Source organism: Nocardia sp. GCM10030253, assembly GCF_042675075.1.
Classification (GTDB): domain Bacteria; phylum Actinomycetota; class Actinomycetes; order Mycobacteriales; family Mycobacteriaceae; genus Nocardia.
Genome location: NZ_JBHTDL010000008.1, coordinates 96286 through 121001 on the forward strand (window position 1 = coordinate 96286; position 24716 = coordinate 121001).

Below are 24716 nucleotides of genomic sequence, written 5' to 3' on the forward strand. Positions count from 1 at the left end.
TCGATTCAGTCCCAGGCGGGCCCGGCGTCGGGGGCGTCCTCGCACAGGACCGAACCTTCGATGAGGCCGTAGGGCCGGTCGGCGGCCCAGAACACCTCGTTGTCGTTCTCCAGCCCGAACGGGGCCAGATCCACCACGAAATGGTGCTTGTTCGGCAGCGATAGCCGTACCTCGCAGATGTCCGGGCAGGTGTCGAGCACCCGATTGCCCATGGCGTACAGGGTCTGCTGCAGCGACAGGCTGTGGGTCTCCGCGAACGCCTCGAGCAGGCAGCGGCGGGCCTCCCGGTAGGACTTGTCCCAGTCGTCGGGGATGGCGTTGTGCCGCCATTCCGCGTTGACCTCGGTCGCGAGGACGCGGTCGTAGGCCTCGCGCAGGGTCGTGTACTTGTCCTTGATGTAGCCGTGGAACTCCGAGCCGGTGGAGTTGAGGACCACCAGGTTCTTCAATCCCGTGACCACCCAGGCGTCCGTGCCGTTGAAGTGGACGCGGGCGGTCCGAATCTCCTGGTTGGAGCGGACGAAGGAGTGCTGCTGGTTGCCGGGGCCGACGACGATGCGCTCCCAGGCGTATTCCTCGAGGGAGACCCTGGCGTGGTCGATGGTCGGCTGGGAGTCGACGAAATGACGGGCAAGCAGCGAGCCGAACTCCTCCGGTGAGGAGATGCCGTGCTCCTTTGCGAAGGCGAAAACGGTGTTCTTCTGGGTGTCGGTCGGCAGCACCGCGGCGTTGCCGCCGGTGAGGTGGGTGTCGTCCATGTCACCGGACAACGCCACGCTGACGTTGAGATCTCGGATCTCATGGACGCCACCGGTTTTCGTCACCCGGACAACGCGGTTCTCCGACTTGCCATATCTATTGGGGCCTAGCTTGATCGACATTGTTCAGCTACCTCGATAGGTGGAGTAGGAATACGGACTGAGCAGCAGCGGCACGTGGTGGTGCTCGGCTGGGTCTGCGATGGTGAAGTCGATGGAGACCGACGGGTAGAACGGGCTGATGTCACCGGTCTCGAAGGTCAGGCGGTGCACACCGGCCGCGGGGGCAGGCAGGTCTTCGACGCGGCCGTCGTCGTCGGTGCGATGCTCGGCGAGCACGGTGCCGTCGGCCGCAGCAAGCCGGACCAGCAGCCCGGCGGCAGGGCGGCCGGTCGCCGCGTTGAGCACGTGGGTGGAAAGGCTCACCGATCCTCCAGCAGTTTCCGCACCCGCAGCCGGGTGATCTCGGCGAGCTCCGCCTGAATGACCACGCGCTCGTCCTCGACCGCGTTATCCAGGCGTTTACGCAGCTCAGAAAGCATTTCCTGAGCGCTGCGGCCGGTCGCGCGGATCAGGAAGACATGCCCGAACCGTTCTTCGTAGGCAAAATTTTTCGCGGCGAGTTCACGCAGCACCGCGGGGTCGGCGCTCGCGGCGCCGGATTGCTCGTTGCGCGACCAATTCGCCTCGCGTCGCGCCTTTTCCGCACCGCCAGCCGAAAGTCCGGATGCCGCAGCCACTTTGGCTCGTTCGCCGATGCGCGGGTGCGCGGACAGTGCCTCCTCTACATCTGGCCAACTCAACTCGCATACTCCGCTCACCGCGGCCGCTATCAAGCCTTCGCTGTTCTCATAAGGTTTGCGCGCCACCACCTTTCGCGCCCAATTCCGTGACGCGCAACAGGTCAGCAGCTCCGCCTCCGCTTGATCGAGAGGCAGTGAGTTGAGCCATCCAATCTCACCTGACATCCGGTCTCCCATCGGGGGTTCAACGTGTCCGGTAAGTAGACCCGCTGGGGATCGGTGCAGCTAGAAACGAGAAATCCGAACTGTGTGCCAGTTCACAGTGAATTCTTTGTAGGTATGTCCAAGCCCCTCGACTGTTAGCGTCCACACTGTGCGCCTACGTTCCCTACTCACCATGACGGACCTGGGGCTGGAGCTCGTGACCGGCGAGGATCAGCTCGATAGGTTCGTTCGCTGGGTGGTAACCACGGACATGCTCGATCCCAGCCGCTACCTCTCCGGCGGCGAGCTCGTGCTGACCGGCCTGCAATGGCGCACCGACCCCGCCGACAGTGAGGTATTCGTCCGCGCACTGGCCCGAGCCGGCGTGGCAGGCCTCGCCGCAGGCGACGCGAAGTACGGCGGCGCACCACCCGACGTCGTCGCGGCCTGCAGCAAGCACGGCATCCCGCTCTTCCGGGTACCGGAGAACATCGCGTTCGCCACGGTCACCGAGCAAATCACCAGGAACCTCTCTACCGGCCGCGCCGCAGACCTGACCGCGATCCTCGATCGGCACCGCCAACTGGTCGCGGGCACCGGCCTCGGCTCGGTGCTGGAACTCATCGAACGCGACCTCGGCATGCGCTGCTGGGTCATGTCGTCGACCGGCCGAGTGGTGGCAGGCCCACCACCGCCACCCGCCGAGGTGACGGCCGCCTTCCTCAACGCCCGCCGACTGCCCCACGTGCTGACCCACGACAGCCACCGCTACTCCCTCTTCGCCGTCGACGAGCACAGCACGTCCCGAGCGGCCGACTGGTTCCTGGTCTTCGCGGGCGATTGCGGCGACTGGCCGGAAGAACGCCGCGCCCTCACCGGCGAACTGGCCGCCGTCGTCTCCCTCGAACGCGCCCGCCAGGACGACCGGCAAAGCGCCGAGGGCCGCCTCGCCCAAGAACTCATCGAACTGATCGTCTCCGACGCCAAACCCGCCGAGATCATCTCCCGCCTCGAGCTGACCGGCCTCGGCCCTGCCGAGTCCTACATCGCGGTTGTGGCTGCGGCACAAGCGGATACGTTGCGCCCCGGCGAATTACGCGTCCTGCTGCGCGAAATCCTGTATGGCAGAAGGCCCGCAGCCGGTGTCGTCGACGGCGAGGCAATCGCCCTGATTCCCGCGGGCGCCAACGGCTCGGTCATCGACGAAATCCACCGCGCGGTAGCCGCTTTGGAGCCTGGCCTGCGCGGCAGCCAACTCTCGGTCGGCGTCAGCGGAATAGTCGACGGCGAAGGCCTGCGCGGCGCCGTCGAAGAGGCCCGCTACGCCCGCCGCCTGGCGGCCGACCGCCACCAACCCACCAGCGTCGTAGGCCACGACGAACTGGCAACCCACATGCTCCTGCTCGCCAGCGTTCCCGACGAGGTCCGCCGCATGTTCCGCCTACGCCTGCTCGACCCGCTCACCAACTACGACCAGGACAACCGCTCCGACCTGGTCCACACCCTCGAAACCTTCCTCCAGGCCTCCGGCTCCTGGACCAAGTCCGCCGATCTGCTCCACGTCCACGTCAACACCCTGCGCTACCGCATCCAACGCATCGAAGAGCTGACCGGCAGAGACCTCTCCCGCCTGGAAGACCGCGTCGACTTCTTCCTGGCCCTGGCTCTCGGCTGACCCTTACGCCCCTGTGCGTGCAGTCATCCCAGGCGCGGCTTCGGGCTCGAGAAGTGGCGAGAGTGCACGCCGCGCCAATGTCAGCCACCGCTGTTGTTCGGTCGACGACACGGTGTCGTCGGGTGAGGTCGCCAGAAGCAGGATCACGTCCTCGACCGTGGTGTCGCGGTAGACCAAACCGTCTCGGTGTGCCGCAGCGACCAACTGCTCGACCGCGTCGCGGCCACGGCGCTGCAACTCCTGCAATGAATCCTCCGCCAATCCGGTGACAGCGAACCTCAGCAGGCGTTCCTGCCGCATGTCGATTACCACGCTGCGCAGCAACGCGACAATTTCATCGATGGCCGAGCTCGCGCCGCTTGCGACCCTGGAAAGCGCCTCGTCCAGCGATTCGCCGACCACTACCGCCAGATCGGCCACGATTGCCTCGACGAGATCCTTCTTGGTCGGGAAGTGCCGGTAGAGCGTGCCGACCGCGACGCCGGCGGCGGCGGCGATCTCGTCCATGCCGATCGCAGGACCACGGCCGACCACGAGCTCACGTGCGGCGCTGAGGATCGCGTCTCGGTTGCGTTGAGCGTCCGCACGCAGTTTGGGTTGTTCGGTCATCTCTGATCCTCTCGGCCGCCTTGCACAGAACATGAACTACTGGTTCACTTTAATATGAACCAGTAGTTCATCTTAGGAGCATCGCATGAGCAAGTGGACCGAAGTAGACATCCCCCATCAGCACGGCCGCATCGCTGTCGTCACCGGAGCGAATACCGGCATCGGCTTCGAAACGGCAAGGGCACTGGCCGAGCACGGTGCGACTGTCGTTCTCGCCTGCCGAAGTCGAGAGAAGGCCGAGGCCGCGGCCAACCGCATCATGGAGAACACACCGGGCGCCACCATCGAAACCGCACAGCTCGACCTGAACTCCCTCGACTCCATCAGCAGCGCCGCCGATGTGATCCGCAGTCGCCACGACCACATCGACCTGCTGATCAACAATGCCGGGGTCACCGGACTCTCCGGCGTCACCGAGGACGGCTTCGAGATCCAGTTCGGCATCAACCATCTCGGCCATTTCGCCCTCACCGGCCTGCTCCTCGGCCACATCGCGGCCGCACCGGCCGCGCGCATTGTCACGGTCAGCAGCATCGGTCATCGTTTCGGCCGCGTCGACCCCGACAGCCCAGCCGACTCCACCGGAAACGCCTATGCCAAATCGAAACTCGCAAATCTCCTGTTCACCTACGAACTCGACCGGCGCCTCGCGAACACCCCGGCCATCGCCCTCGCCGCCCACCCCGGTGGCGCAAGCACCGAGGTATTCCGATACTCCCCCGCGGCATTCCGACTGCCCAACCTCGCCATCGCCCGTCTCTTCGGCCGCACCCCCGCCATGGGCGCCCTCCCCACCCTCCGCGCCGCCACCGATCCCCACGCAAAAGGCGGCGAATACTACGGCCCCTCAGGACTTTTCGAGATCCAGGGCTACCCGGCCCCAGTGAAATCCAGCCTCCGCTCCCACGATCCCGTGCGCCAAGCCGCCTTGTGGGAGGTCTCCGAGAAACTCACCGATGTGCGCTACCGCAGTTGATCCGAGGTCCAGCTGGGCGTTCCTGGTAGGTCGGTGCCAGGAAAGTCACCCCTCCCGCGCGAGTCCGAATGACCCGAATGACCTTGTCCTACACATTCATCCCCCTAGACAGTTTCGGACATTTTCGACAGGTCGCGCGATCCCGCCCCGCGAATGGCGACGGCCGCACATACTGTGCGGTATAGATCTGGCAATCATCTGGACACCTCGCTCGAGCTAGCCATCAGCTGCCCACCTCGACACGGAACGAGCACATCCATGATCCTGACCGCCGCCTATGACGTCGTCCTCACCCAGATCGGCAACCCCTCCCCCGAAGCCCCGCCCGCCTCGGAGAAGATCCTGCAAATGGTCCGATACCTCTCCTGGTTCGTGCTGCTGTCGGGCGTCACCGGTATCACCTACGCGGGCGGGAGGTTCGCATGGGAAAAGTGGAGCGGCGGCACCCTCGAATCACCGAAGATGATCGCCGGAGCCATGATCGGCGGCGTCGTAGCTACCAGCGCGGGCACCATCATGAACGCCATCGTCGGCGGCTGACCGAATCCACGGCGCAGAGCGTATGGAAGTTGTTCTATAGCAGCTGGCTTCGGTCGTCATCCGCCGAGTGCGTCGAAAGTGCCGCGGATGACAGGGCGAGTTGTAGCACGAATCCGAGGCACCCCTCGATTTTGTAGAATGCGTGCATGACCAAACCCATGCGCCGCGATGCGGCCCGCAATCGCGAGAAGCTGTTGCGCGAGGCCGCCGGTGTCTTCACCGAGCAGGGGCTCGATGGGTCACTCGAGGAGATCGCGCGGCGGGCAGGCGTCAGCATCGGGACGCTGTACAACCACTTCCCCCACCGCGATGCCCTGATCGACGCGCTGCTGCCGCCGCGGCTGGCCGCGCTGGACGAATTCGCTGCCCGAGCCGCGAACGAGCCGGATGCGTGGACCGCGTTCACCGAGTTCGCCGAAGCCCTGCTCGACCAGCTCACAACCGACCGCGGGTTGCTCGACGCCTTCACCGGCGACCATCCCGCCGCCGAACAACTGACGCAGGCATGCCATCGCGGGATGTCGCATCTGTCGACCTTGCTCGAGCGCGCCCGTCGAACCGGAGCGATGCGCGCGGACGCGCGAGACGAAGACGTGGTGAATCTGCTGTGGGCGCTGTCGCTACTCGGGGAGACCGCCGGTACTCCGACCTGGCGCCGATGCCTGGATTTCGTCCTCGACGGTCTGCGCCGGCCGCACGAGCAACCAACGACCTGACACAGGAAGGAACCCGCACACCGTGTCCCACGCCAAGTCCGCCGACGGCGTTCGCATCGCCTACCAAACAGAAGGCGACGGCACACCGCTGATTCTGCTTGCCGGACAATCCAACAACCATCACTGGTGGGACGGTGTTCGCGACGACTTCCACACCGACTATCGGACAATCACTTTCGACTATCGCGGCACCGGTGACAGCGACAAGCCCGATACGCCCTACAGCACAACAGGATTCGCCGATGATGCCATCGCTGTACTCGATGATCTCGGTATCGACCGCGCCGCCGTGTACGGCACTTCCATGGGCGGTCGGGTCGCGCAATGGCTGGCCGCCCGCTACCCGGATCGGGTGCATGCCCTCGTGCTCGGCTGCACCACACCGGGAGATCGGCACGGCGTGGAACGCGGCAACGATGTCCGCCGATCGCTTGCCGATCCCGATCCGGCGGCCGCCAGGCATGCGCTGCTGGAATTGATGTACACCCCGTCGTATCTGGCGACCGCGCCCAGACCTTTCACAACCCTGGGCGACCCGACGATGCCCGCCTTCGCTCGACGACGACATCTCGTCGCGAGCAGCCGCCACGACGCCTGGGATGCCCTGCCCGACATCGGCGTTCCCACCTTGGTCGTGCACGGCACCGACGACCGGTTCAATCCGACGGCGAACGCGGCACTGCTCGCCGATCGCATCCCGGGCGCTCAGCTTCGGCTGATCCCCGGCGCCAGGCACGCGTACTTCGAGGAGTTCCGCAGCACCGCAGGCCCTCTGGTCCTGGAATTCCTTGATTCGGTGCGCCGGTAGTCGGCGGGAAACCGATGACCGAACGGCCTGAGCAATCACTGCTCAACCGTCGGACCCATGTAAGACTGGGGCCGTGAGCGAGCTGAGCGAAGGTAAATCGACGCCGGACCGCGGCGATGTGATCGGCACCGGAGTCCTGTGGCTCGCCAAATGGGCGGTGTGCATCGTCGCGATCGCGGCAGGCGCGTGGGTCATCGGATTCGTCCTGGCGAAGTTGTGGGTGGCAGTGCTGCCGGTCCTGCTCGCGATCGTCGTCGCCACCGTGCTGTGGCCGCCGACGCGATGGCTGACGCGCCACGGCCTGCGTCCAGCCGCGGCGGCTTCGGTCACCCTGATCGGTTTCCTCGGTCTGCTCGCCGGCGTAGTCGGGCTGATCGTGCCCTCGGTGGTCGATCAGGCTCCCGAACTCGCCGACAAGTCGACCGCGGGCATCAATAAGGTGCGCGACTGGTTGCAGGGTCCACCGCTGAACATCCGCCAGGAGCAACTCGATTCGGCGGTCACCGCGATCGTGGAGCGGCTCCAGTCCAGCACCGAGCGGATCGCCACCGGCGTTTTCAGCGGAGTGAGCACGGCGACATCGGCGATCGTCACGCTGGTCCTGGTGCTTGTGCTTGCCTTCTTCTTCATCAAGGACGGCCCGCGCTTCCTGCCCTGGCTGCACAGCACGCTCGGCAACCGCACCGGACTCCATCTCGAGGAAGTGCTGAATCGGATCTGGGCCACCCTCGGCGGTTTCATCCGCACCCAAGCTCTGGTCAGTTTGATCGACGCGGTGTTCATCGGCGTCGGGCTGGTGATCCTCGGTGTGCCGCTTGCTCTTGTGCTCGCCGTGATCACGTTCATCGGTGGCTTCATCCCGATTGTCGGTGCCTTCGTCGCCGGTGCGCTCGCGGTCCTGGTTGCGCTGGTAGCCAATGGTTTCACCACGGCGCTGATCGTGCTCGGCATCATCATCGCCGTGCAGCAGCTCGAGGGTAACGTCCTGCAGCCGGTGCTGCAGAGCCGGAGCATGAAGCTGCACGCCGTCATCGTGCTGCTCGCGATCACCGCGGGCGGATCGCTGTACGGCATCGTCGGCGCGTTCCTCGCCGTCCCCTTCGCGGCGGTCGTCGCGGTGACGATCCGCTACGTCGGCGAGCAGATCGATGTGGCGACAACTCCGCCTCCCGAAGTCGGAGAGGAACTCGAACCCGCCGCCGAATAGTGGTGCGAAAGTCGGTACCCGGCCAACGGATTCGTGACCGGATCGGCCGTCACGGCCCTGTTCGGCGGCACCTGACAACGCGCGGGGCTGTCACCGCTCGCCCGCCATCGACACCATGGCGCACAGGTCGATTCGCTTACCGACACTGAGAACCACTGCGCCCCAACAGACCCGTACGCACTTCTGATCGATCGCCGGTGCGCCGAATATGCACCTTACGGATACTCGTCCGGCACCCGGCCGCCGATAGCTGTTACCTATCTCGAGCCACGCTCGATAATCACGACCGACCCACCCGGCGGCCCGGTCGCTCAGGGAAGGAGCCGGGACATGACAGTACCGGCGCGACACATCCGCATCGAATCCGGCGAACTGACACTGGAATACCGCGCATCGGCCGAGCAGGCCCAGAGCGTGGCCGACGAACTGGCCCAAGGCTTTCCAGAGTTCAGAGTCACCGTCGACGACGAGCTGCGCGACGATCTACCGCCGCTTCCATGCGCCCGTTTGTGGGACTGAGCCACGCCCGCGGACCTGGAGCAACTCCAGCCACCGGGTAGCTTCATCGGCCGAGGCCAGCCGCCGCCAAGGGATGCCACGGAGCGCACCGATCAACAGGTTCGACGCAACACGCGGTCGGTCACGCACCGAAAGTAGGTGTTGCCTTTCTAGAGTGGGGCAACAACGAAGCAACTTTCCCCTAGGACGGCTCGACTAGCAGAAGTGGCGACCGGTCTCGGCATCGGTGGATTGGTAAACAATGGTGATGGGCAGCAGTCCGATGCGTGGCAGCCGATGAGCAACCCGGTACGCCCGCGTCCGGTTCGTTCACGGCGACCCCGGGTAGTCAACCTGCCGCGACTATTGGCGGCGGCCGTCGAGGCCGATCCCGACGGCACCGCGGTGTCGTGCCGCCGATCCGAGCTCAGCTATCGCGAACTGGACGGCGCGTCCTCACGGTTGGCTCGATTGTTGATCGAGCGCAATATCGGCCCAGGAGATCTCGTCGCGTTGGCGATCGGATCATCGATCGAGTCGGTGTCGGCGATGTGGGCGGTCGCGAAAACCGGCGCTGGATTCATCGTCGTCGATACGAACACTGCCGCCGAACATGTCACGCAACTCTTGGCCGACTGGAAACCGGCGATCGGGCTGACAGCAGGCGCGGGAAACCTCCGCGGCTCAGCACAGTGGCTGATGCTGAACGACCCGGAATTCCAGAACGAGCTCGCACTGTCTTCCGCCGACGCGGTACCGCACGAGGAGCGACTACGCCCGATACGCGCCGAAGACATCGCGTACGTGACCTTCTCCGTCGACGCACCTGGCGTAGTCGACGCCGTGGCGGTGACGCAAGCAGCGGTGGCCGGGATCTGTGCACGACGGGGCGAACATCACCTGTCGACCTCCGACTCGATGACGGTATTCCTCTCCACCGCATCCGCCTGTGGCGCACCCCCCACCGTGCCGACCACTCCACTCCCCCAGGCAAAACCCACTCCCGCCGCATTTCCCACCACCATCGAATTCGGCACCCCGGCATCTCCCCACCGTGAGTTGGATATCCAGACCCACCGACTGGCCCGCAGGCTGGTCACCATGTCCGCCGATCGATGAGCGGTGGTTCAGACCGGCGCAACGATCGGGGCGGGACGGCGGTATCGGCCTGGCGGGGTGCCGTATTCACGTTTGAAGGCTTTGGCGAACGCGAACTCCGAGGTGTAGCCGACACGTCGGGCTACCGCGCTGAGCGGGGCATCGGATTCGCGGAGCAGTCGTCCGGCCGTGGTCATCCGCCACCAGCTCAGGTAGGTCAACGGTGGTTCGCCGACCAACCCGGTGAAGCGCTGGGCGAATACCGATCGCGAAAGGCCGCTTCGCGCCGCGAGTTCCTGCACGGTCCACGAGTGCGCGGGGTGGGCGTGAATGTCTTGGAGAGCTCGACCGATCGCCGGATCGGTAAGTGCCAGAGCCCATCCCGAGGATGCCTCGGCACCGGTCTCGGTGGCGGATCGGTCGTCGATCCACGCACGGAGGATGTAGAGCAGCATCGCATCGATCAGCGCGGGCACGATCGCGTCACCGCCCGGCCGCTGTTGGTCGAGCTCGGTGGCGAGCAGGTCGATGAGGTGGCGGAGTTCGCTGTGCTTCGCCGAACGCGCCGGAAGGTGCACCAGGCCGGGGAGCTCGTTCATCAAAGGGTGTGACCGGGTTCTGTCGAGTTCGTAGGCGCCGCACAGAAGTACCGAGTGCGCACCCGATCCATCGATGCGGACCTGCCCGATCGTCGAGGACGGGTCGGCGCGTTCGGGGACGAAGTCGACCTGCGGCGTCGCCGGATCATCGACGAGCGCGTGTGCGCTGCCGTCGCGAAGGAAGACCACATCGCCCGGGCCGAGCGCGAGAGGCGTGGCCGAGCCTTCGGACAGGAGCCAGCAGGTGCCCTGCATCACGACGTGAAAGGTGGTGCCGGTGACCGTGGGGAACCGCAAACCCCACGGGGCACGCACGTCGGTGCGCGCTGAACGGGTCTGTCCGGTACGCATGGCGGCGAGCGCGTCGGAGAGGACATCCATGCGCACTATTCTACGACCGTCCATCCGCGCATCAGGATGATCAGGCATGATTCTCGGACGAAGCAGCATTGAGCATCCCGATTCCCAGTCATAAGTTGATCTCAGTACAGAGAACGACGGATGCAAAGGGAGAACGACAATGACTGTTCTGGTACTCGGAGCGACAGGCAAGACCGGACGGCCCGTGGTCGACGCACTGGTGGCGCGCGGCGTGAAAGTCCGTGCGGCCAGCCGCAATCCCGCGCCGACGGCCGACGGCATCGAGACTGTCCGATTCGACTGGGCAGATCGCGGCACCTGGGAACCAGCCCTGGCGAATGTCGACGGACTGTACGTGGTCGGCCCTTACGCCGAGCCGAACGGCGCGGTACTCGTCCGCGAACTACTGGCCGCCGCACCGCTCATCCGGCGAGTGGTCCTGCTCTCGGTCCTCGGCGCCGACCTGCTGCCCGACGTAGTGCCGATGGCAGGCTGGGAAGCGGACGTGCGCGACTCGGGTAAAGAGTGGACGATCCTGCGGCCCAACTGGTTCCAGCAGAACTTCGGCGAAGGCTTCGCCGCGTCCCTGCGCGACACCGGCTCGCTCGAATTGCCCGCCGCCGACGCCACCCTCGGCTTCGTCGACACCCGCGACATCGCCGACGTCGCTGCCGCCGCCCTCACCGCAGCGGGTCACGCGGGACAGGTCTACGTCCTCACCGGACCCGAATCCCTCAGCCACGCACAGGCAATGACAATCCTGGGTACGTCGGCAGGCCGGAACCTGCAGTACACACCCCTCACAGCCGACCAGTTCGCAGCCCGCCTGCGGGGCGCCGGTGCCGACGACAACTCGATCACCTGGCAGCTGGGCCTGTTCACCCTGATCCGTGACGGCGTGAACGCAACCGTCACCGACACCGTCGAACGCATCACCGGCCACCCGGCCCGGCCGCTCGCGGCCTATGCCGCCGAGCACGCGGTCGCAAAATTCAGCGCACGACGAGTTTGATGCCTGCGCAGGTCACACGCCGATTGCGCAGATATTGTCGATCATGGTCGGCCAGATCTCTCGTGGGAATGCACCGTGTCCCACACCCGGCAACATCACCAGCTTTGCGTTGGGGACGGCCTCGGCGGTCGCTCGTCCGCCGGCCGGTCGAATCATCGGATCGACGGTGCCGTGCATGACGAGTGTCGGCAGCTGGAGTTCGGCCAGCGCCTTGGTCCGGTTGGGAGCCGCGAGCATGGCTGCCTGCTGGCGGAGCTTGCCCGCCGGATCGTAGGCCCGCTCGAAACTCTTCGCACCGATCTCCTCGAGCCATTGTTCATCGAGCGGGTAATTGGCGACCGGCGTGCCGATGATCTTGTACATGGCGATGAATTGCCGGCCGGCTTCCTCCGCGGAGTCGACCGGCTGCTGGAACAATCCGGCGACCTTCATGCTCAGCCTGATCGTGGCGCGTCCGATGCGGGCGGACGGCGAGGACATGATCGAGGTCAACGATCGCACGCGTTGCGGATGTTCGATCGCCATCGTCTGCGCGATCATGCCTCCGAGCGAGCCACCGACCACGTTGGCCGACTGCCACCCGATGTCGTCGAGTACGGCGGTCGCGTCCTGTGCCATATCGCCGAGCGAGTATCGGGCTGCGGCCTTCGGCCGCACGATCATGTCGAACAGGCTCGGCTCGCCGCGATCCGCGAGATGCGTCGAGAGCCCGACGTCGCGATTGTCCATCCGCACCACTTGAAAGCCATGCCGCACCAGCTCGTGGCAGAAGTCCTCGTGCCATAGCAGCATTTGCATGCCTATGCCCATGAGCAGCAAAAGCGGCTTGCCGGTACTCGGCCCGAACACTTCGTAGGCGAGTGAGACGTCACCGTTGCGCGCACGGCCGGGTGTTGGTTCCTGAATCATTTGCCGATCCTTCCAAGGGGTAGCTCGCGGCCAGCGTATCCGAAGATCGTTCTAATGTGAACAGTTCTGAGGTGAACATGACTGGGTAGGATGCAGGCATGTCCCATCCGACGGATCCGTACAGCGAGTTCGGCTACTACATCCATCAAGTCGTCGCCTTGATCGACAAGCGCGGCGACGGGATGTTTCGTCGCGAGCTCGGTATCAGCCTGCGGCAGTTCATGCTGCTGAGACTGTTCGACGCGGGACCAACGGTGCCCTCGCAACAGCTCATCGCGGAGCGCCTCGGCATCGCCAAGAGCGCGGTGAGCAGGCAGATCGACATCGCGAGGCGAAACGGCTGGATCCAGGTCGAGGTATCGCCGCAGTCCCGCAGGCAGAACAGCCTCACCCTCACGCAGACGGGCAAAGAACTACTCGCGGAAGCGAAGTCGCTGATCGACCGGTCCGAAGTACAGGGCTTCGGCGAGCTGCCCGCAGCAGACGTCGAAGCGACGATCCGCACCCTCAAAGTGCTGCACGGGAAGCTGCTGCAGTAACCACCAGCCGTACTAAAGGACTGCGTCAGCCGGCGGTGTGCATCCGAACTCCGGGGTGGTTGGCTCGGATGTTCACCGCCGCGAGCTCGACCGTTCGATCGATCCGGCGTTGCCGGGTTTCCGGCTTCTTCGCTGTCACGATCCACTCCAGGATCAACCGCTTCGAGGACGGCGGAAAGCTCTCGAAGTTGGTGCGGGCAGCTTCATTTCGGTCGAGCAGTGTCCGCAAGTCGTCTGGCACGGCCCAACGCTGCTGGTCCGCGACCAATTCCCAGGTCCCCTTGGTCTTGGCCAGATCGATGAGGGCTTGACCGTGCTCGGTCATCAGACCCTGCTCGATCATGTTCGCCGCGCGCTCCCTGTTCACCCGGCTCCATGTGCTGCGCGGGGTACGCGGGCTGAACCGGAGCTGCGAGCTGTTCTCGTCGCGTTTGCGGTGTAGCCCGTCGATCCATCCGTAGCAGAGTGCGTGTTCGATCGCCTCGTGATACCGCAGGCTCGGCACGCCGCTGTCCTTGTGGTGGATGACCAGCCAGATTTCCTTCTCGGACTGGCAGTTCTGGGCCAACCAGGTACGCCAGTCATCGATGGTGCTCGCGAAGAAAATGTTCATGGCAACCATGCTCCAGCATAAAGTGTTCACCAAATGAGCACTTTGTTCGGACGATCCTCGAGCGGAATGACGAAGGCCCGGTCCGTGTGGACCGGGCCTTTCGAGTGGGACTGATGCACCAGCTTACGAACCGCGCGGTGCCGGTCGATGGCTCTGAAATCGTGATCCTGGCAGGGGGCACCCGCACGACCGGACGCACCCGCAGCCCGTTGGTCAGTCCTGTTTCCAGGCGCCCGACGCAACCGCCTCGCACACGAAATCGGCGAAGTCGACCGGGTCGCGACCCAGCAGACGACGGACGGTGTCGGTCACCTTCGTGTTACGGCTATCCAGGAGCGTGGCGAAGATGTCGATCATCACGTCCACCTCCTCATCCGGCATATCGAACTCCGAGGTCAGCACGGCACCGAACTGGTCACCGCTGACCGGAATATAGGCGACATCCCGGTTGGTCTCCTTCGCGATCGCCTCGGCTGCGTCACCGAAAGTCAGCAATTGGGGACCGGTCAATTCATAGTTCCTGCCCGCGTGCCCGTCCTCGGTCAACGCGGCGGCCGCGACATCCGCGAGGTCACCGGAATCGTTGAAAGGCTCCGACACCTGACCGGCGGGGAACGCATCCGTGAACACACCCTCGTCGAAGTTCTGGTCGAACCACGCTGCCTGCAGCACAGTCCATTCCGCACCACTGTCGCGCACCGCCTGCTCCGCCGCAGCAGCCTGATCCTCACCGCGAGCCGACAACAACACCAACCGACCGACACCGTTCGCCACGGCCAGTTCGCTGAGCGCCCGAATGGTGTCTCCGGCGCGGGGGTCCCGATGCCCGGGGGTGTACATGAGGAACACCGCCCCCACATCCTCGAGCACCGCCGCCCACGTGCTGCGGTCCTCCCAATCGAACGCGACCTCCGCCGAACGGGAGCCGATACGAACCGGGAAACCCTTGGCCGCCAAGCGATCCGCCACCCGGCGACCCACCTTGCCGGTGCCCGCGGTCACGAGAACGGTCTGAGCTGCCGTCTGATACTTCGTTGATGTCATGCCCTGATCCGATTCTTCGTTGATGTCATACCCTCGGGGCTCGACGCCAGCGCCGAAACCGTATGCGCAAGGAGGACGGTGCGGCCTCCGCTGCGCCGGATTGATGCCACCGCGCTGATGGCCAAACCTGACCTGGCCCGAGTCCGCCGTACCCCTGGATTACGACGACGACTGGGACTGAGTTACGTCAGATGTGGATCCATTGGACGGATCTGCCGCACAAAGCCCAGCCGGCGTCGTTCCAGTGCACGTCCGCGCTAGCTCAGTACGCCCCACTTCCGGACCCGCTTCCGGTTGACGGCATGGGCCACATGCCCCAGCCGCCATACCCCGGGTAGCCCGGGTAACGCGGGTAGCTGGGGTAGCTCGGGTAACTGGGGTAGCTCGGGTAACGCGGCTGGTTCCAGAAACCGTGACCGTGACCGTGCCCATAACCGTGACCATGGCGTCCGTGGACCAAGTCGACCTGGTCCGACTCCGCCACCGTCACCGCAACGGCCGGGTCGGCGAACGCCGGGGCGGCAGCGGCGGTAATCGGCATCAGCGCTATCGCGGACACCACTGCGATACGGGCGACCACTGGCCAGGCACGCCCAGTGCGGTTATCTCGACCCATCAGAGCTTCCTCATTTCGGTACGAATCAATCAGTTGTCAATCGACGATCTCGGTGGGCTCGACCTCGACATCCCTAGCGGAGCGGAGAAGAACCCGTGCCACTTAATATACCGCCAGCCAACGGCACGTTCAATGAGTCACTTCTGACCGAGGTGCACCCCAAGGTCATCGCCGATGCTTAAGTGCAGCTCAAGCACTAGAAATTCAACCAGAAGGGGACTTAGTTCAATTAACGTGCCGTTATATGACGGCACGTCATATAACGGGCTTGCGGTTGCTTGAACCGCGACAGGAAGCCGAGCCTGTGTCGAGGAGCCGGAACCGCAGCCGCAGGTTGGCAAGCCCGAGGCGGAGGTGGGGCGAACCCCGCCGGGTGGGAGCTGTGCCGTGGCCTCCGTCGCCACAATCGACTGACGCGGCCGTGCGGTCGGCGCTACTTGTCGTGGTGTCGGCAGGGTCAGCGGGTCACGCCAGGGATTGCAGTGCGGCGTGCAGGCGGTCGAGTGCCGCGGAGATCCAGGGCAGGGACGTTGGATCGTTGCTGCCCAACGCTTCCCAGCGCTGATCGGTCGTTTGTCCATAGAGGAGACTGGTCGCCGCTCGGAAACGCAGACTCCCCTGCGTGTCACCGAAATGTTCACCTGCCAGTACGCCGATGCCGTACTCGTCGAGGAGATAGTCGGCGAGGGCGACGCTCGTTTCGATGCCGCGGTCGGCCAGTGCGGGACGGAATGGCTCGAGGTCGGGATAGAGGTAGAACCCGGCTTGCGGTGCCCGGCAGGCGGCACCGGCTATCGCGAACACTGCATGCGCGGCGCGGGAGACCTTCGCGTGTAGCCGTCGGCTCGCGGCGATGTGCTCGGTCACCGCCGCAGGCGCTTCGAAGGCGAAGGCTGCCGCCGCCTGCATGGGGCCCGCCAGACAGGACCAGACCTCGCTGCCGAGCCCGGTGATGCGGTCCGCCAGTTGCTGTCCCGCAAGGCCGGGCGGGGTTCGGAGGAACCCGATTCGCCATCCACCGAGGGCCATGGACTTGCTCAGTCCGCCGGTGACGATGGTCCGGTGCGGCAGCAGAGTCGCCGGGCTGTGCATCGCCTCGGGGTCGTATGCGAGGTCGCGATAGATCTCGTCGCAAATGATGGTCATGCCGTGCCGGTCGGCGATCTCACAGACCCGCCCGACCAGGTCCGCGCCCGCGATGGTTCCAGTCGGGTTGTCCGGCACGGTCAGAATGAGAATCCGCGGATCGGCGCCATCTTTGCGGGCCGTCACGAGCGCCGATTCGAGCAGGTCTGGATCCGGGATACCGCCCGCGATGCGAGGTATCGGCACCCCGATGGCCCGCTTGCCGATCAGCCCGATCTGCGCCGGATAACTGACCCAGGAGGGGACAGGCAGCACCACGTCGCCGGGCAGCACCGCGATGGCGGCGTATAGCAGCGCCTTACTGCCTGGAGCAAGGATGACCTGGTCGGCGCTCGTGCGCAGACCGCGACGCGAGAGATACCGCGCGGCGGCCTCGCGCGCCCGGACTGTCCCGGCCACCGGGGTGTACGCGTTCTCCATGGCCCCCTCGGCCAGTGCGGCAGCGACCTCGGGCAGCACCGGCAGCCCCGCCTCGCCGAACCCGAGATGCAGGATGTCTTGGCCGGCCGCCCGGCGTGCGTTGATCGTTTCATTGAGGGCCAGCGTGGCCGAGCGCGGAACCAAGAGTCTTCTCCTGAAGTCGAAGTGATTCGAAGAGTTGAGGGGGACAGGACCACACCCCAGCTGGTCATTCGTCCGCGACGGGCAGGTGATACTCGCGGCGGATGCTGGTACCGAGTTTGCCGATGTGCGCGCCGTATACGTGGATCGAGATCACCGTCGATGTACCGGAATTGCGCACCAGGTGAATGTCACCGGGCGGGGCGAAGCCGCAGGCGGTTCCAGCGTTGTTGATCGCGTCGTCCGCCGCGACGAGACGTGCGGTGACACCTTCGCCACGCAACTCGTATCGCCGTTCGGTCTCGGCGCCCTCGTAAACCCCGGCCACGCACCAGGCCACATGGTCGTGGATCGGCGTCTGCTGCCCGGGCTGCCACACGAGTGCCACCACCGAGAAACTCCCGTCGTCTTCGGTGTGCACGAGGTGCTGCCGATACCGATCCGGCGCGCCCTCGCGGTACTCGGCGGGCAGCAGATCCGGCTGCGCGAGGAACCCCTCGATCCGACCGGCGACGAGCCGTGCAGCCTCGGCGGGCGGACGTTCGAGCCGGACAATTTCTCGCACTGCGCACACGAGATCAGCGAGGACCGGTGTGCTCGGGGCGGCGGTGCTGATGGACATGTCGACTCCGATCAACGAGTGAGACGAACGAAAACGGGCCGAACATCTCGATCAGCGACTCGACACTGCCGAAGAAACTCGACGAGTATGAAACTCCTTGCCTTGCAACGGAAGATCGTCGATGACAAGGGCGTCGAATCCGTGGAAGCGGCTCATGCCGATCAGCATGCAGCCCACCGACCTCTTCGGTCTACTCAGATATTCTTGCCGCTACCAAAGGAACGCTTATGAGTGGAACTCTGGGTGCAGCAACATATTTCACATCCCGCTCATCTCGTTGGCGGCAAACTGAAGGGCTTCCATCATGAGCCGGGTGACCGGAATCTTCTGATGGCCGGCCAGTGCGTACGCGGCCACCGTCCGGGAGTCCACGGGGATCACCGGGCGGCTGACGACCTTCGGGTGGCGGATGAACGACTGCACCATGCTCGGCATGACCGCGATACCCGTGCCGGTGGCGACCAGGCTCTGCACGGCGAGGTTGTCATCTGTCGTGAAATCGATGTGCGGTTCGAAACCGGCAGTCGCGCATGACTCGATGAAGTGGCTACGGCAACGCACACATCCGGCGATCCACCGTTCCTCGGCGAGCTGCGCCAACTCGACCGATCGGCGCCGTGCCAGCGGATGACCCCTGGGCAGCAATACGATCAACGGGTCATCGAGCAGCGAAACCTTGTACAGGTCATCCGATTCCGGCTGCTCACTCGATGCGTCGTAGGTGAAGGCCAGTGTGATGTCACAGTCCCCGCGACGCAGCGCCTCCACCGAGTCCGGTGGTTCTGCGTCGAACAACTCGATCCGGATTCCAGGATGCCGGGTCTTGATCGCCGCCACAGCCGACGGGACCAGCGTCGCGCTCGCACTGGGGAATGCGCAGACCCGAACACGCCCAGATTTCAACCGGGTGATCGCCGTCATCTGCTGCTGCGCCGCGGAGATGGTCCCGAGTATGCCCGCAGCATGCTGAGCAAGGACCTGGCCGGCATCTGTCAGCCGCAGCCCCCTGCCCACCCGCACGAACAGCGGAGTGCCAACGGACCGCTCGAGCGCCTTCATCTGCTGGCTGATCGCGGGCTGGGTATAGCCGAGATTCCGCGCCGCCGCAGCGAATGAACCGGTCCGCACGACCTCGTCGAAAACCCGAACGTGCCGTGAGTCGAACATCAATCCAGAATAAGCATTTCTTTGCCTCCCATAGCAATTCGCACTATCTGCGGCACGGCTTCAGCCAGCCGAACCGGGGACGAGGGTCCGAGGCCCGGCTCCGGGGAGGCGAACCAGCATGTCACGCCGAATCGCGCGTAGTAGTCTGCCGCTCACGAGTTCACGCAGGTGCCGCAGGCTGCTTCCCCCAAGACGCGGTGAACCGCCGCCAACCTGCGGAAACACGCATCTCAGTGGTTCGGCGCTTCTTGTGACCTGAGACGCTACCGAGCAGTGTTGACGTGGTCAATGCAGCTCCCGGTACACGACCGCTTCGTGCGTTCCCAGGTCCGGGAACATCCGATAATCGACATGTGTCGACGTGTGTCGACGTTGTCTGTCCGGGTGAGAGCGAGGCGCCGATGAGCCCCAACGACGCCAAGCGGCTGGGCGATTTGCACAAACTTCCGGCCTGCGCGCCGCCTGGATTGAAAGCTCTGTTCACTGCGGCCGAGGGGATTATTCAAGCCCAGGTCAAGCAGCTGGGGTCGGGCACACCGTCCAAGGCTCCCGATCTGCGTAAGCTGCTGCGCGACAGCGGAATCGCCAAACCCGAGGACCAGTCGACGATGATCGACAAATATAGCGATAACAAAGACGAGCTGGAGAAGGCCACGTCGGGCATCCACGGGAAGGACGAAGGCATCGTCGTAAAAACCGCTGGGATCGGCGAGGTTGTGACGAAGGCCTACAGTGCCATCGACACCTCGGTGGGGGAACTCAACGGGAAAATCGATGCCTCCTACAACGCGGTGCAGACCGTGATCGACGACAGAACCCGCAAGCCGGTGACCGATGAGCAGGGCAACGTCCAGAAAGAACTGCCGACAGAAATAATCAACGGCCTGTTCAAGGGTGTGTGGGATACGATGAACACGACATTCACCCAGGTCAACGGGGTCTCTGATCGAGCAGCGGCCGAGGCGCTCAAAATCATCGGCGACGGGGCGAGCTTCGACCCCAAATCCAGGAAAAACGGCGGCGGCACTCAGCCGGTGTCGTCCTCCGGCTCGGGGTCCGGCGGACCCACCTCGTCGACCCCCAACTCGGGTTCGATGGGCACCGCGATCATTCCCACCACAGACAAGCCTACCGCGATGGCAATGATGGAATACCTCATCAAGGAACACCACTTCACCCCGGCACAGGCAGCGGGAATCGTCGCCAACGCGAAGTTCGAGTCAGGTTTCGACGTCGACGCCACGGGTGACAACGGAACAGCCAAGGGCATATTCCAGTGGCGTTTCGGGCGACAGGCGGCGCTCATGGATTTCGCGAGCAAGCCGGGTGAGGATATCGGCGACTGGAGGACCCATGTCGATTACATGGTTCAGGAGTTGCGCGGCGTGGACGCGTATCAGCGTGCCGAAACCCTTATCGACTCGAACAGCAACGACCCCCGCGAGGTGGCGGAGGCCTTCGACCGGTACTACGAGATAAGCTCCGGATCCACGATCGACAAACGGCGCGAGTACGCAGGTGGGCTCCTGACTGAGTGGAACAACTCGAGTATCGCCGTCTGAAGCCGGGGTATGTGAGCGCACATTTCAGCTATAGCTCGCAGGCGCGCTCACGCGCGGTGTGGCTGCGGCAAGCCACCGTCCGTCAACGGTAAAGACCCGTCCGGTTGGACCGGGCCTTCATTGTGGAGCTGCCGGGAATCGAACCCGTTCCAAGCCGCTGGCCACGCAGCCAAAGTGTCATCTAACTGCGTAAATACATCATGTCCGATCACACCGACATCAGAGCGCCACCACCGGTATCCGGTTCACCCAAGCCGACAAGACCCTCGTCGACAGGCTCGCCAAACCGGGGGAAACCAAGGCGGATGTAATCCGTCGTGCCTTACACGAGCTGGAACGCCAGGAATGGGTCATTGCCGCCCAGCAGGAAGCCGAACGAATCGATGCCTGCGGTGAAGACCTCAACCAGGAGCCGGACGCCTGGTGATCCGCGCAGCCGTCCATCAGGTGGATCTCGGTCAGGTCAGTCGCGGCCGCGAGCAATGCGGCAGACGCTACGGGGTAGTCCTATCCGAAATCGATTGGTCCATGGTCACGGTGGTACCCACCTCGACCTCGGCTCGAGATTCACCATTTCGTCCGCGGGTTGAATTGCTCGGCAGCTCAACGCTTCTGCTGGTGGACCAGATCCGTTCCTTGGATACCCAATATGTCCAGGACATAGTCGGGTACCTATCCCAAGAAGACATGGAGAGCTTGGAACGCGCCGTGCGGCTGTACCTCGGGCTGTAGACAAACCCACTGGTTCGAGACAGCCCGGCTCGCGAGGCAGCGACAACGTTCTGGAACAGATACCCGACAAACGGGCGTCCGGGAGCGAAGCCCGCCACCTGAAGCACGGCTTGTTGCCCTTGGCCTATTGCTCGCGAACTGCCGGAACAGTCCCGGCGGAGCCACGTTGCAGAGGTGTGGGTCGTGCGGCATTCTGCTGGCGCGGGGGATGCCGCAATTCCTGGAGAGTTCGTCGCCGCCGAGTGGCTGGTGTAAATTGCTGTGTCACTGCACGAGGGGGAGGGCTGTCGTGTCGCAATCGTGGGACGGGAAGTTCGATGTCGTCCCGGCTGAGGTCACCGACGCCGGTCGCTACGTCCAACTGACGGCTGAGGAGCTGGTGAACGGTCTCCGTTCCATCGATGCCGACGTCAACAGGTTGCTGGAGAACTGGACCGGCAACGCCGCTACCTCCTATCGCTCCGGCTGGGATGAGACGCGCAAGGGTGCGGAAACCGTCCTGGAGGCGTTGGCGACGTTGGCCGAACTACTCGGCGTGGTCGCCGATACGCACGTCGATCTCGACACACAGCGTGCCGCCAGCACAAGCTCACTGGATTTGCCGTAAGGCGTTGGGGGAGGAAGAAGTTCATGGCTGACTCGTTCCGGGTGGATCTAGAGGAGCTCGACGACATCGCCACGCAGCTAAGGGGGTTCGTCGGGTTCCTTACCGAAAGCGTCTCCGGTATTCAGCAACGCACAGCGGCATTGCAGTCCAGCTGGACCGGCCCGTCCGCCACTGCGGCCAACGATGCGATCACGAAATGGGTGGCCGGCGCCCAAGATGTCGCCGAGGGTATCGAGACCATGCGCGCCACCGCCACGGCCGCGCGGGACCGCTACCAGGCCGCAATAACCACGAACCTGCAGATGCTCGGCCGCACTACGGGCAGCCAGTCGTGACGGTCCTCGACGTCTCCGCACAGACCTACTACGACGCCGCAGACATCTGCGGCAAAGCCGCCTCGGGACACTTCGAAGCATTCAAAGCCGCGATGAGGTCTTTCGGCGACACCACCAATATGGCCGGCAGTGTTGGCGACGGTAAGAAGTGGGCTGAGTCCTATGACCAGCAATGCAAAGACATCTACACGATGTCCATCGACATGGTGCTGGCGCTCGACGGCTACGCCCAGGTACTCAAACAGGCCGGGTACAACCATGCCCTTGCGGACCACGACCCGAACAGCGGTCAACCGGAGCCCGCCGCTCCCAACCTGAACCCATCCTTCACTCTCTCCCCGCAAGAGCTCACCTCGCTGCTGGTACCACCTTCTGCGGGCGGACCCGGCCGCGGACTCGTCGATGACGGTCTCGAACTGGCAGCGAAAGTCGGCATCCCTATCCCTGACGGCGACACGACCAAGCTGTCCCACTCCGGCGACGTCTGGCACAACCTCGCCAACAACGGCACCGTAACTGCCTCCCCGGGTGAGCTCGAACGCGCGGCAGCGCTGTTCGAGCAAGTGACCTCCCCGGACGCGAACTTCATCGACGAAGACCTCCGAGAACTCAAAACTGCCGCCGGCGATCTCGCGGGTGCCTACGGCGAACTCGCCCAAGCCTGCCGCGATCAGAAAAAAGCCCATGACGACATGCGAGCCGATCTCGAGCAACTGGTCAAAGACCTCGCTACAGAACTCGCCACAGAAGTTGCCGTCAACCTCGCGCTCTCGGTAGTCGCCTCCTGCGTCAGCTTCGGCGTCGGCGCCGCGGCAGTGGCCGCCAAGACCGCGGTCGCAGTCGCCAAAATCATCGACAAGTTCGCCGGCCTGATCAAGAAGGCCGTAGAAGCGGCGAAGCTCCGGGCGGCGGTCACGGTCGAACGCATCGGCACCAAAACCAGAGAAACCATCCAGCGCATCAAAGAACTCAAAGACAAGCTGGTCGAAAAATTCGAAAACTGGAGGAAGGACAGAAAGAAGGGGGACGGCAACGTTAGGGACGACAAGTTCTGGGATGAGATCAAGGCTACACAGGATAACTATCCCGGAACTGAACTGCCGCGTTCATATGAAATGCAGGTCGGCGAAAATAGAGTATGGGTCCATGGAAACGCTACTGAACATATGGCGGAATACCTGCAGCACATGGCTGGCCGTGGATCCACGAAAGCCCAGCTGGATTTGGCGGCGCAGGCTCAGATGAAAAGTCTGCAGGCTGCGGTTGAGGAGGCCAGCCGCAACGGTATGGTTTACAATCAGCTGGTTCGATATGGCGGGTGGGAATTGAAGTTCGGTGAACCGCGTGGAGCTGGTCAACTTCCGGCGGTTGTTCATGCGCTCTATGTGGGATGAAGGAGAAACTGTGGTCAAAGTCGTGGGGACTGAACTTTGCGCCGAGGCGACGGTCGAGCATGACCCGTGGATTCCGATGAAGGTGTCTTGGCTGCCTCGACCGTCGACAAGCTTGCTGTACCTTCGGGTTTCCGGAAGCAGGGGTGGCGAGGTCGAGTTGAAGGTCGATTTGGAGACCGGGATGCTGGTCTCAGCAATTGTCCTTGTCGAACCGCCGTCCCCCCTCGTGTCCGCAGCGGCAACCTTGGGCGTAGCTGATGATTCTGTACGTTCGTCTCCCGTTGTTGACCGGCGACCGTGGTACACGAATGGTGATAACAGTGCCCAGAGTCTCGCCCACGGAGCTGTAGTCGAGTTGCAGGAAGATCTCGGGTTTATTGTGAATGAACACGAAATCCGACTGTTGTTCACTGGACACGAATCCTCCTCCATTTTCGAATGCGGGCCGGTATGGGTCGGCGTTTCGCGAGAGGGGCACCTCGCGGAGATTGGCGCAAAGTTCTAGAGTTGACGGAAGGGCGGGGCTTTCCCGACGAGCAGCTGCCCACGGAGTTGACTTCTCACAATCCGGCGGAGAGCAGGTCTCGCAGGCAAACCGCGCAAGCACTGGCATTCGACCGGCGCAGCGAGCGGTACAAGACCACATTCCCGCATCGGGCATGTCTGTTCGGTACCTGAGCCAATAGCTGGTGCCGCACGATTCGCCCCATCGCCCGTGGTTCCAAGAACGCGCCCGAATGGTCGGCGCTGTTGCTCTGCACGGCAACTCGCCGACGTTGAACAACTGCTCGAATCAGTCCCAACCTACTCGGCACTGCGGTTCAGCTATAACTGTCCGGCTCACCAGCGATGACGTGGGCGGTGCCGCCCGCGGGAAGACCCCCGGTACCTGGGTAGCGCGCCCATGTGTTGACGCCGTCAACAGCTGAACAACGAAAAACACCCCCGCTCCCAGCATTATCGCTGGTTACAAGGACACTTCCCGAGTGGACATGGCGGGAAGATACTCGAACCGACCGATCTTCTAGAGGACTTCGCTGAGCTGCGGCAACGGTTCGAGCGAAGC

General features: G+C 64.1%; 27 protein-coding genes. 15 read left to right on the plus strand and 12 right to left on the minus strand.

Features of this window, described 5'->3' with window-relative positions:
• Positions 1-5: 5 nt before the first annotated feature.
• The 3 genes from pucL to uraD are packed head-to-tail and all read right to left on the minus strand — an operon-like array spanning position 6 to position 1738.
• A complete protein-coding gene (gene pucL, locus ACFQZZ_RS19005) occupies positions 6-881 on the minus strand; it encodes a factor-independent urate hydroxylase (protein WP_378682182.1) in 876 nt (291 codons plus the stop codon).
• 3 nt (positions 882-884) lie between these two features.
• The gene (gene uraH / locus ACFQZZ_RS19010; RefSeq protein WP_378682184.1) at positions 885-1184 is read right to left on the minus strand and encodes a hydroxyisourate hydrolase; all 300 of its coding nucleotides are present in this window, start codon (positions 1182-1184) and stop codon (positions 885-887) included.
• Positions 1181-1738, minus strand: coding sequence for a 2-oxo-4-hydroxy-4-carboxy-5-ureidoimidazoline decarboxylase (uraD, locus tag ACFQZZ_RS19015; protein ID WP_378682187.1), 558 nt, complete (start codon positions 1736-1738; stop codon positions 1181-1183). The genes uraH and uraD overlap by 4 nt, the downstream gene beginning before the upstream one ends.
• A 160-nt stretch (positions 1739-1898) precedes the next feature.
• Between uraD and ACFQZZ_RS19020 the strand changes: the two genes are divergently transcribed.
• Entirely contained in the window at positions 1899-3380 is a 1482-nt protein-coding gene (locus ACFQZZ_RS19020) for a PucR family transcriptional regulator (RefSeq protein ID WP_378682190.1), read from the plus strand.
• Between the two features lie 3 nt (positions 3381-3383).
• On the opposite strand, the gene ACFQZZ_RS19025 is transcribed toward ACFQZZ_RS19020, so the two are convergent.
• The gene (locus tag ACFQZZ_RS19025; protein ID WP_378682191.1) at positions 3384-3989 is read right to left on the minus strand and encodes a TetR/AcrR family transcriptional regulator; all 606 of its coding nucleotides are present in this window, start codon (positions 3987-3989) and stop codon (positions 3384-3386) included.
• A gap of 85 nt (positions 3990-4074) precedes the next feature.
• Between ACFQZZ_RS19025 and ACFQZZ_RS19030 the strand changes: the two genes are divergently transcribed.
• The 7 genes from ACFQZZ_RS19030 to ACFQZZ_RS19060 all read left to right on the plus strand — a co-directional run bounded on the left by ACFQZZ_RS19030 (position 4075) and on the right by ACFQZZ_RS19060 (position 9853).
• The gene (locus tag ACFQZZ_RS19030; protein ID WP_378682193.1) at positions 4075-4965 is read left to right on the plus strand and encodes an oxidoreductase; all 891 of its coding nucleotides are present in this window, start codon (positions 4075-4077) and stop codon (positions 4963-4965) included.
• A gap of 258 nt (positions 4966-5223) precedes the next feature.
• Positions 5224-5505 (plus strand): hypothetical protein, encoded by a 282-nt coding sequence (locus tag ACFQZZ_RS19035; protein WP_378682195.1) that lies wholly within the window; start codon positions 5224-5226, stop codon positions 5503-5505.
• Between the two features lie 146 nt (positions 5506-5651).
• Positions 5652-6221, plus strand: a complete 570-nt coding sequence (locus ACFQZZ_RS19040) for a TetR/AcrR family transcriptional regulator (RefSeq protein ID WP_378682198.1) — start codon at positions 5652-5654, stop codon at positions 6219-6221.
• Between the two features lie 22 nt (positions 6222-6243).
• Positions 6244-7029, plus strand: a complete 786-nt coding sequence (locus ACFQZZ_RS19045) for an alpha/beta fold hydrolase (protein WP_378682201.1) — start codon at positions 6244-6246, stop codon at positions 7027-7029.
• Positions 7030-7102: 73 nt separating this feature from the next.
• Positions 7103-8236: an AI-2E family transporter gene (locus ACFQZZ_RS19050; protein WP_378682203.1), complete on the plus strand. Its 1134-nt coding sequence runs from the start codon at positions 7103-7105 to the stop codon at positions 8234-8236.
• Positions 8237-8566: 330 nt separating this feature from the next.
• Positions 8567-8755: a hypothetical protein gene (locus tag ACFQZZ_RS19055; RefSeq protein ID WP_378682206.1), complete on the plus strand. Its 189-nt coding sequence runs from the start codon at positions 8567-8569 to the stop codon at positions 8753-8755.
• A 204-nt stretch (positions 8756-8959) separates the two neighbouring features.
• Entirely contained in the window at positions 8960-9853 is an 894-nt protein-coding gene (locus ACFQZZ_RS19060) for an AMP-binding protein (protein ID WP_378682209.1), read from the plus strand.
• An 8-nt stretch (positions 9854-9861) separates the two neighbouring features.
• Here the strand turns inward: ACFQZZ_RS19060 and ACFQZZ_RS19065 are convergent, their stop codons facing one another.
• Positions 9862-10812: an AraC family transcriptional regulator gene (locus tag ACFQZZ_RS19065; protein ID WP_378682212.1), complete on the minus strand. Its 951-nt coding sequence runs from the start codon at positions 10810-10812 to the stop codon at positions 9862-9864.
• Positions 10813-10951: 139 nt separating this feature from the next.
• Here ACFQZZ_RS19065 and ACFQZZ_RS19070 point away from each other — a divergent pair, with 139 nt between their 5' ends.
• Entirely contained in the window at positions 10952-11803 is an 852-nt protein-coding gene (locus ACFQZZ_RS19070) for an NAD(P)H-binding protein (RefSeq protein WP_378682215.1), read from the plus strand.
• A 12-nt stretch (positions 11804-11815) separates the two neighbouring features.
• Here the strand turns inward: ACFQZZ_RS19070 and ACFQZZ_RS19075 are convergent, their stop codons facing one another.
• Positions 11816-12712 carry an alpha/beta fold hydrolase gene (locus ACFQZZ_RS19075; RefSeq protein WP_378682218.1) on the minus strand — a complete coding sequence of 299 codons (897 nt, stop codon included), beginning with the start codon at positions 12710-12712 and terminating at the stop codon, positions 11816-11818.
• A 98-nt stretch (positions 12713-12810) separates the two neighbouring features.
• Here ACFQZZ_RS19075 and ACFQZZ_RS19080 point away from each other — a divergent pair, with 98 nt between their 5' ends.
• Positions 12811-13251: a MarR family winged helix-turn-helix transcriptional regulator gene (locus ACFQZZ_RS19080; protein WP_378682221.1), complete on the plus strand. Its 441-nt coding sequence runs from the start codon at positions 12811-12813 to the stop codon at positions 13249-13251.
• Positions 13252-13276: 25 nt separating this feature from the next.
• Here the strand turns inward: ACFQZZ_RS19080 and ACFQZZ_RS19085 are convergent, their stop codons facing one another.
• The 6 genes from ACFQZZ_RS19085 to ACFQZZ_RS19110 form a co-directional block, all read right to left on the minus strand.
• Positions 13277-13864 (minus strand): YdeI family protein, encoded by a 588-nt coding sequence (locus ACFQZZ_RS19085; RefSeq protein ID WP_378682223.1) that lies wholly within the window; start codon positions 13862-13864, stop codon positions 13277-13279.
• 213 nt (positions 13865-14077) lie between these two features.
• Positions 14078-14908 (minus strand): NAD(P)H-binding protein, encoded by an 831-nt coding sequence (locus tag ACFQZZ_RS19090; protein WP_378682225.1) that lies wholly within the window; start codon positions 14906-14908, stop codon positions 14078-14080.
• Between the two features lie 262 nt (positions 14909-15170).
• Positions 15171-15524, minus strand: a complete 354-nt coding sequence (locus ACFQZZ_RS19095; RefSeq protein WP_378682228.1) for a hypothetical protein — start codon at positions 15522-15524, stop codon at positions 15171-15173.
• Between the two features lie 465 nt (positions 15525-15989).
• Positions 15990-17234 carry a pyridoxal phosphate-dependent aminotransferase gene (locus ACFQZZ_RS19100; protein WP_378682230.1) on the minus strand — a complete coding sequence of 415 codons (1245 nt, stop codon included), beginning with the start codon at positions 17232-17234 and terminating at the stop codon, positions 15990-15992.
• Positions 17235-17298: 64 nt separating this feature from the next.
• A complete protein-coding gene (locus tag ACFQZZ_RS19105) occupies positions 17299-17853 on the minus strand; it encodes a cysteine dioxygenase (RefSeq protein WP_378682233.1) in 555 nt (184 codons plus the stop codon).
• Positions 17854-18111: 258 nt separating this feature from the next.
• Positions 18112-19020: a LysR family transcriptional regulator gene (locus ACFQZZ_RS19110; RefSeq protein ID WP_378682236.1), complete on the minus strand. Its 909-nt coding sequence runs from the start codon at positions 19018-19020 to the stop codon at positions 18112-18114.
• A 401-nt stretch (positions 19021-19421) separates the two neighbouring features.
• On the opposite strand from ACFQZZ_RS19110, the gene ACFQZZ_RS19115 reads away from it, so the two are divergent.
• The 5 genes from ACFQZZ_RS19115 to ACFQZZ_RS19135 all read left to right on the plus strand — a co-directional run bounded on the left by ACFQZZ_RS19115 (position 19422) and on the right by ACFQZZ_RS19135 (position 23650).
• Positions 19422-20582, plus strand: a complete 1161-nt coding sequence (locus ACFQZZ_RS19115; RefSeq protein ID WP_378682239.1) for a phage tail tip lysozyme — start codon at positions 19422-19424, stop codon at positions 20580-20582.
• Positions 20583-21005: 423 nt separating this feature from the next.
• Positions 21006-21314 (plus strand): type II toxin-antitoxin system PemK/MazF family toxin, encoded by a 309-nt coding sequence (locus tag ACFQZZ_RS19120; protein ID WP_378682242.1) that lies wholly within the window; start codon positions 21006-21008, stop codon positions 21312-21314.
• A gap of 289 nt (positions 21315-21603) precedes the next feature.
• Positions 21604-21921: a WXG100 family type VII secretion target gene (locus ACFQZZ_RS19125; protein ID WP_378682244.1), complete on the plus strand. Its 318-nt coding sequence runs from the start codon at positions 21604-21606 to the stop codon at positions 21919-21921.
• Between the two features lie 23 nt (positions 21922-21944).
• Positions 21945-22256: a WXG100 family type VII secretion target gene (locus ACFQZZ_RS19130; RefSeq protein WP_378682247.1), complete on the plus strand. Its 312-nt coding sequence runs from the start codon at positions 21945-21947 to the stop codon at positions 22254-22256.
• Positions 22253-23650, plus strand: a complete 1398-nt coding sequence (locus tag ACFQZZ_RS19135; RefSeq protein WP_378682250.1) for a hypothetical protein — start codon at positions 22253-22255, stop codon at positions 23648-23650. Before ACFQZZ_RS19130 ends, ACFQZZ_RS19135 begins: the two co-directional genes overlap by 4 nt.
• The last annotated feature ends 1066 nt before the right edge of the window (positions 23651-24716 follow it).

What these genes read in the sequence shown, in the direction of transcription:
- pucL (WP_378682182.1), bottom strand. Translation starts at nt 881, where the DNA reads ATGTCGATCAAGCTAGGCCCCAATAGATATGGCAAGTCGGAGAACCGC.
- uraD (WP_378682187.1), bottom strand. Translation starts at nt 1,738, where the DNA reads ATGGGAGACCGGATGTCAGGTGAGATTGGATGGCTCAACTCACTGCCT.
- ACFQZZ_RS19020 (WP_378682190.1), top strand. Translation starts at nt 1,899, where the DNA reads ATGACGGACCTGGGGCTGGAGCTCGTGACCGGCGAGGATCAGCTCGAT.
- ACFQZZ_RS19025 (WP_378682191.1), bottom strand. Translation starts at nt 3,989, where the DNA reads ATGACCGAACAACCCAAACTGCGTGCGGACGCTCAACGCAACCGAGAC.
- ACFQZZ_RS19030 (WP_378682193.1), top strand. Translation starts at nt 4,075, where the DNA reads ATGAGCAAGTGGACCGAAGTAGACATCCCCCATCAGCACGGCCGCATC.
- ACFQZZ_RS19035 (WP_378682195.1), top strand. Translation starts at nt 5,224, where the DNA reads ATGATCCTGACCGCCGCCTATGACGTCGTCCTCACCCAGATCGGCAAC.
- ACFQZZ_RS19040 (WP_378682198.1), top strand. Translation starts at nt 5,652, where the DNA reads ATGACCAAACCCATGCGCCGCGATGCGGCCCGCAATCGCGAGAAGCTG.
- ACFQZZ_RS19055 (WP_378682206.1), top strand. Translation starts at nt 8,567, where the DNA reads ATGACAGTACCGGCGCGACACATCCGCATCGAATCCGGCGAACTGACA.
- ACFQZZ_RS19065 (WP_378682212.1), bottom strand. Translation starts at nt 10,812, where the DNA reads ATGGATGTCCTCTCCGACGCGCTCGCCGCCATGCGTACCGGACAGACC.
- ACFQZZ_RS19070 (WP_378682215.1), top strand. Translation starts at nt 10,952, where the DNA reads ATGACTGTTCTGGTACTCGGAGCGACAGGCAAGACCGGACGGCCCGTG.
- ACFQZZ_RS19075 (WP_378682218.1), bottom strand. Translation starts at nt 12,712, where the DNA reads ATGATTCAGGAACCAACACCCGGCCGTGCGCGCAACGGTGACGTCTCA.
- ACFQZZ_RS19080 (WP_378682221.1), top strand. Translation starts at nt 12,811, where the DNA reads ATGTCCCATCCGACGGATCCGTACAGCGAGTTCGGCTACTACATCCAT.
- ACFQZZ_RS19085 (WP_378682223.1), bottom strand. Translation starts at nt 13,864, where the DNA reads ATGAACATTTTCTTCGCGAGCACCATCGATGACTGGCGTACCTGGTTG.
- ACFQZZ_RS19090 (WP_378682225.1), bottom strand. Translation starts at nt 14,908, where the DNA reads ATGACATCAACGAAGTATCAGACGGCAGCTCAGACCGTTCTCGTGACC.
- ACFQZZ_RS19095 (WP_378682228.1), bottom strand. Translation starts at nt 15,524, where the DNA reads ATGGGTCGAGATAACCGCACTGGGCGTGCCTGGCCAGTGGTCGCCCGT.
- ACFQZZ_RS19105 (WP_378682233.1), bottom strand. Translation starts at nt 17,853, where the DNA reads ATGTCCATCAGCACCGCCGCCCCGAGCACACCGGTCCTCGCTGATCTC.
- ACFQZZ_RS19110 (WP_378682236.1), bottom strand. Translation starts at nt 19,020, where the DNA reads ATGTTCGACTCACGGCACGTTCGGGTTTTCGACGAGGTCGTGCGGACC.
- ACFQZZ_RS19115 (WP_378682239.1), top strand. Translation starts at nt 19,422, where the DNA reads ATGAGCCCCAACGACGCCAAGCGGCTGGGCGATTTGCACAAACTTCCG.
- ACFQZZ_RS19130 (WP_378682247.1), top strand. Translation starts at nt 21,945, where the DNA reads ATGGCTGACTCGTTCCGGGTGGATCTAGAGGAGCTCGACGACATCGCC.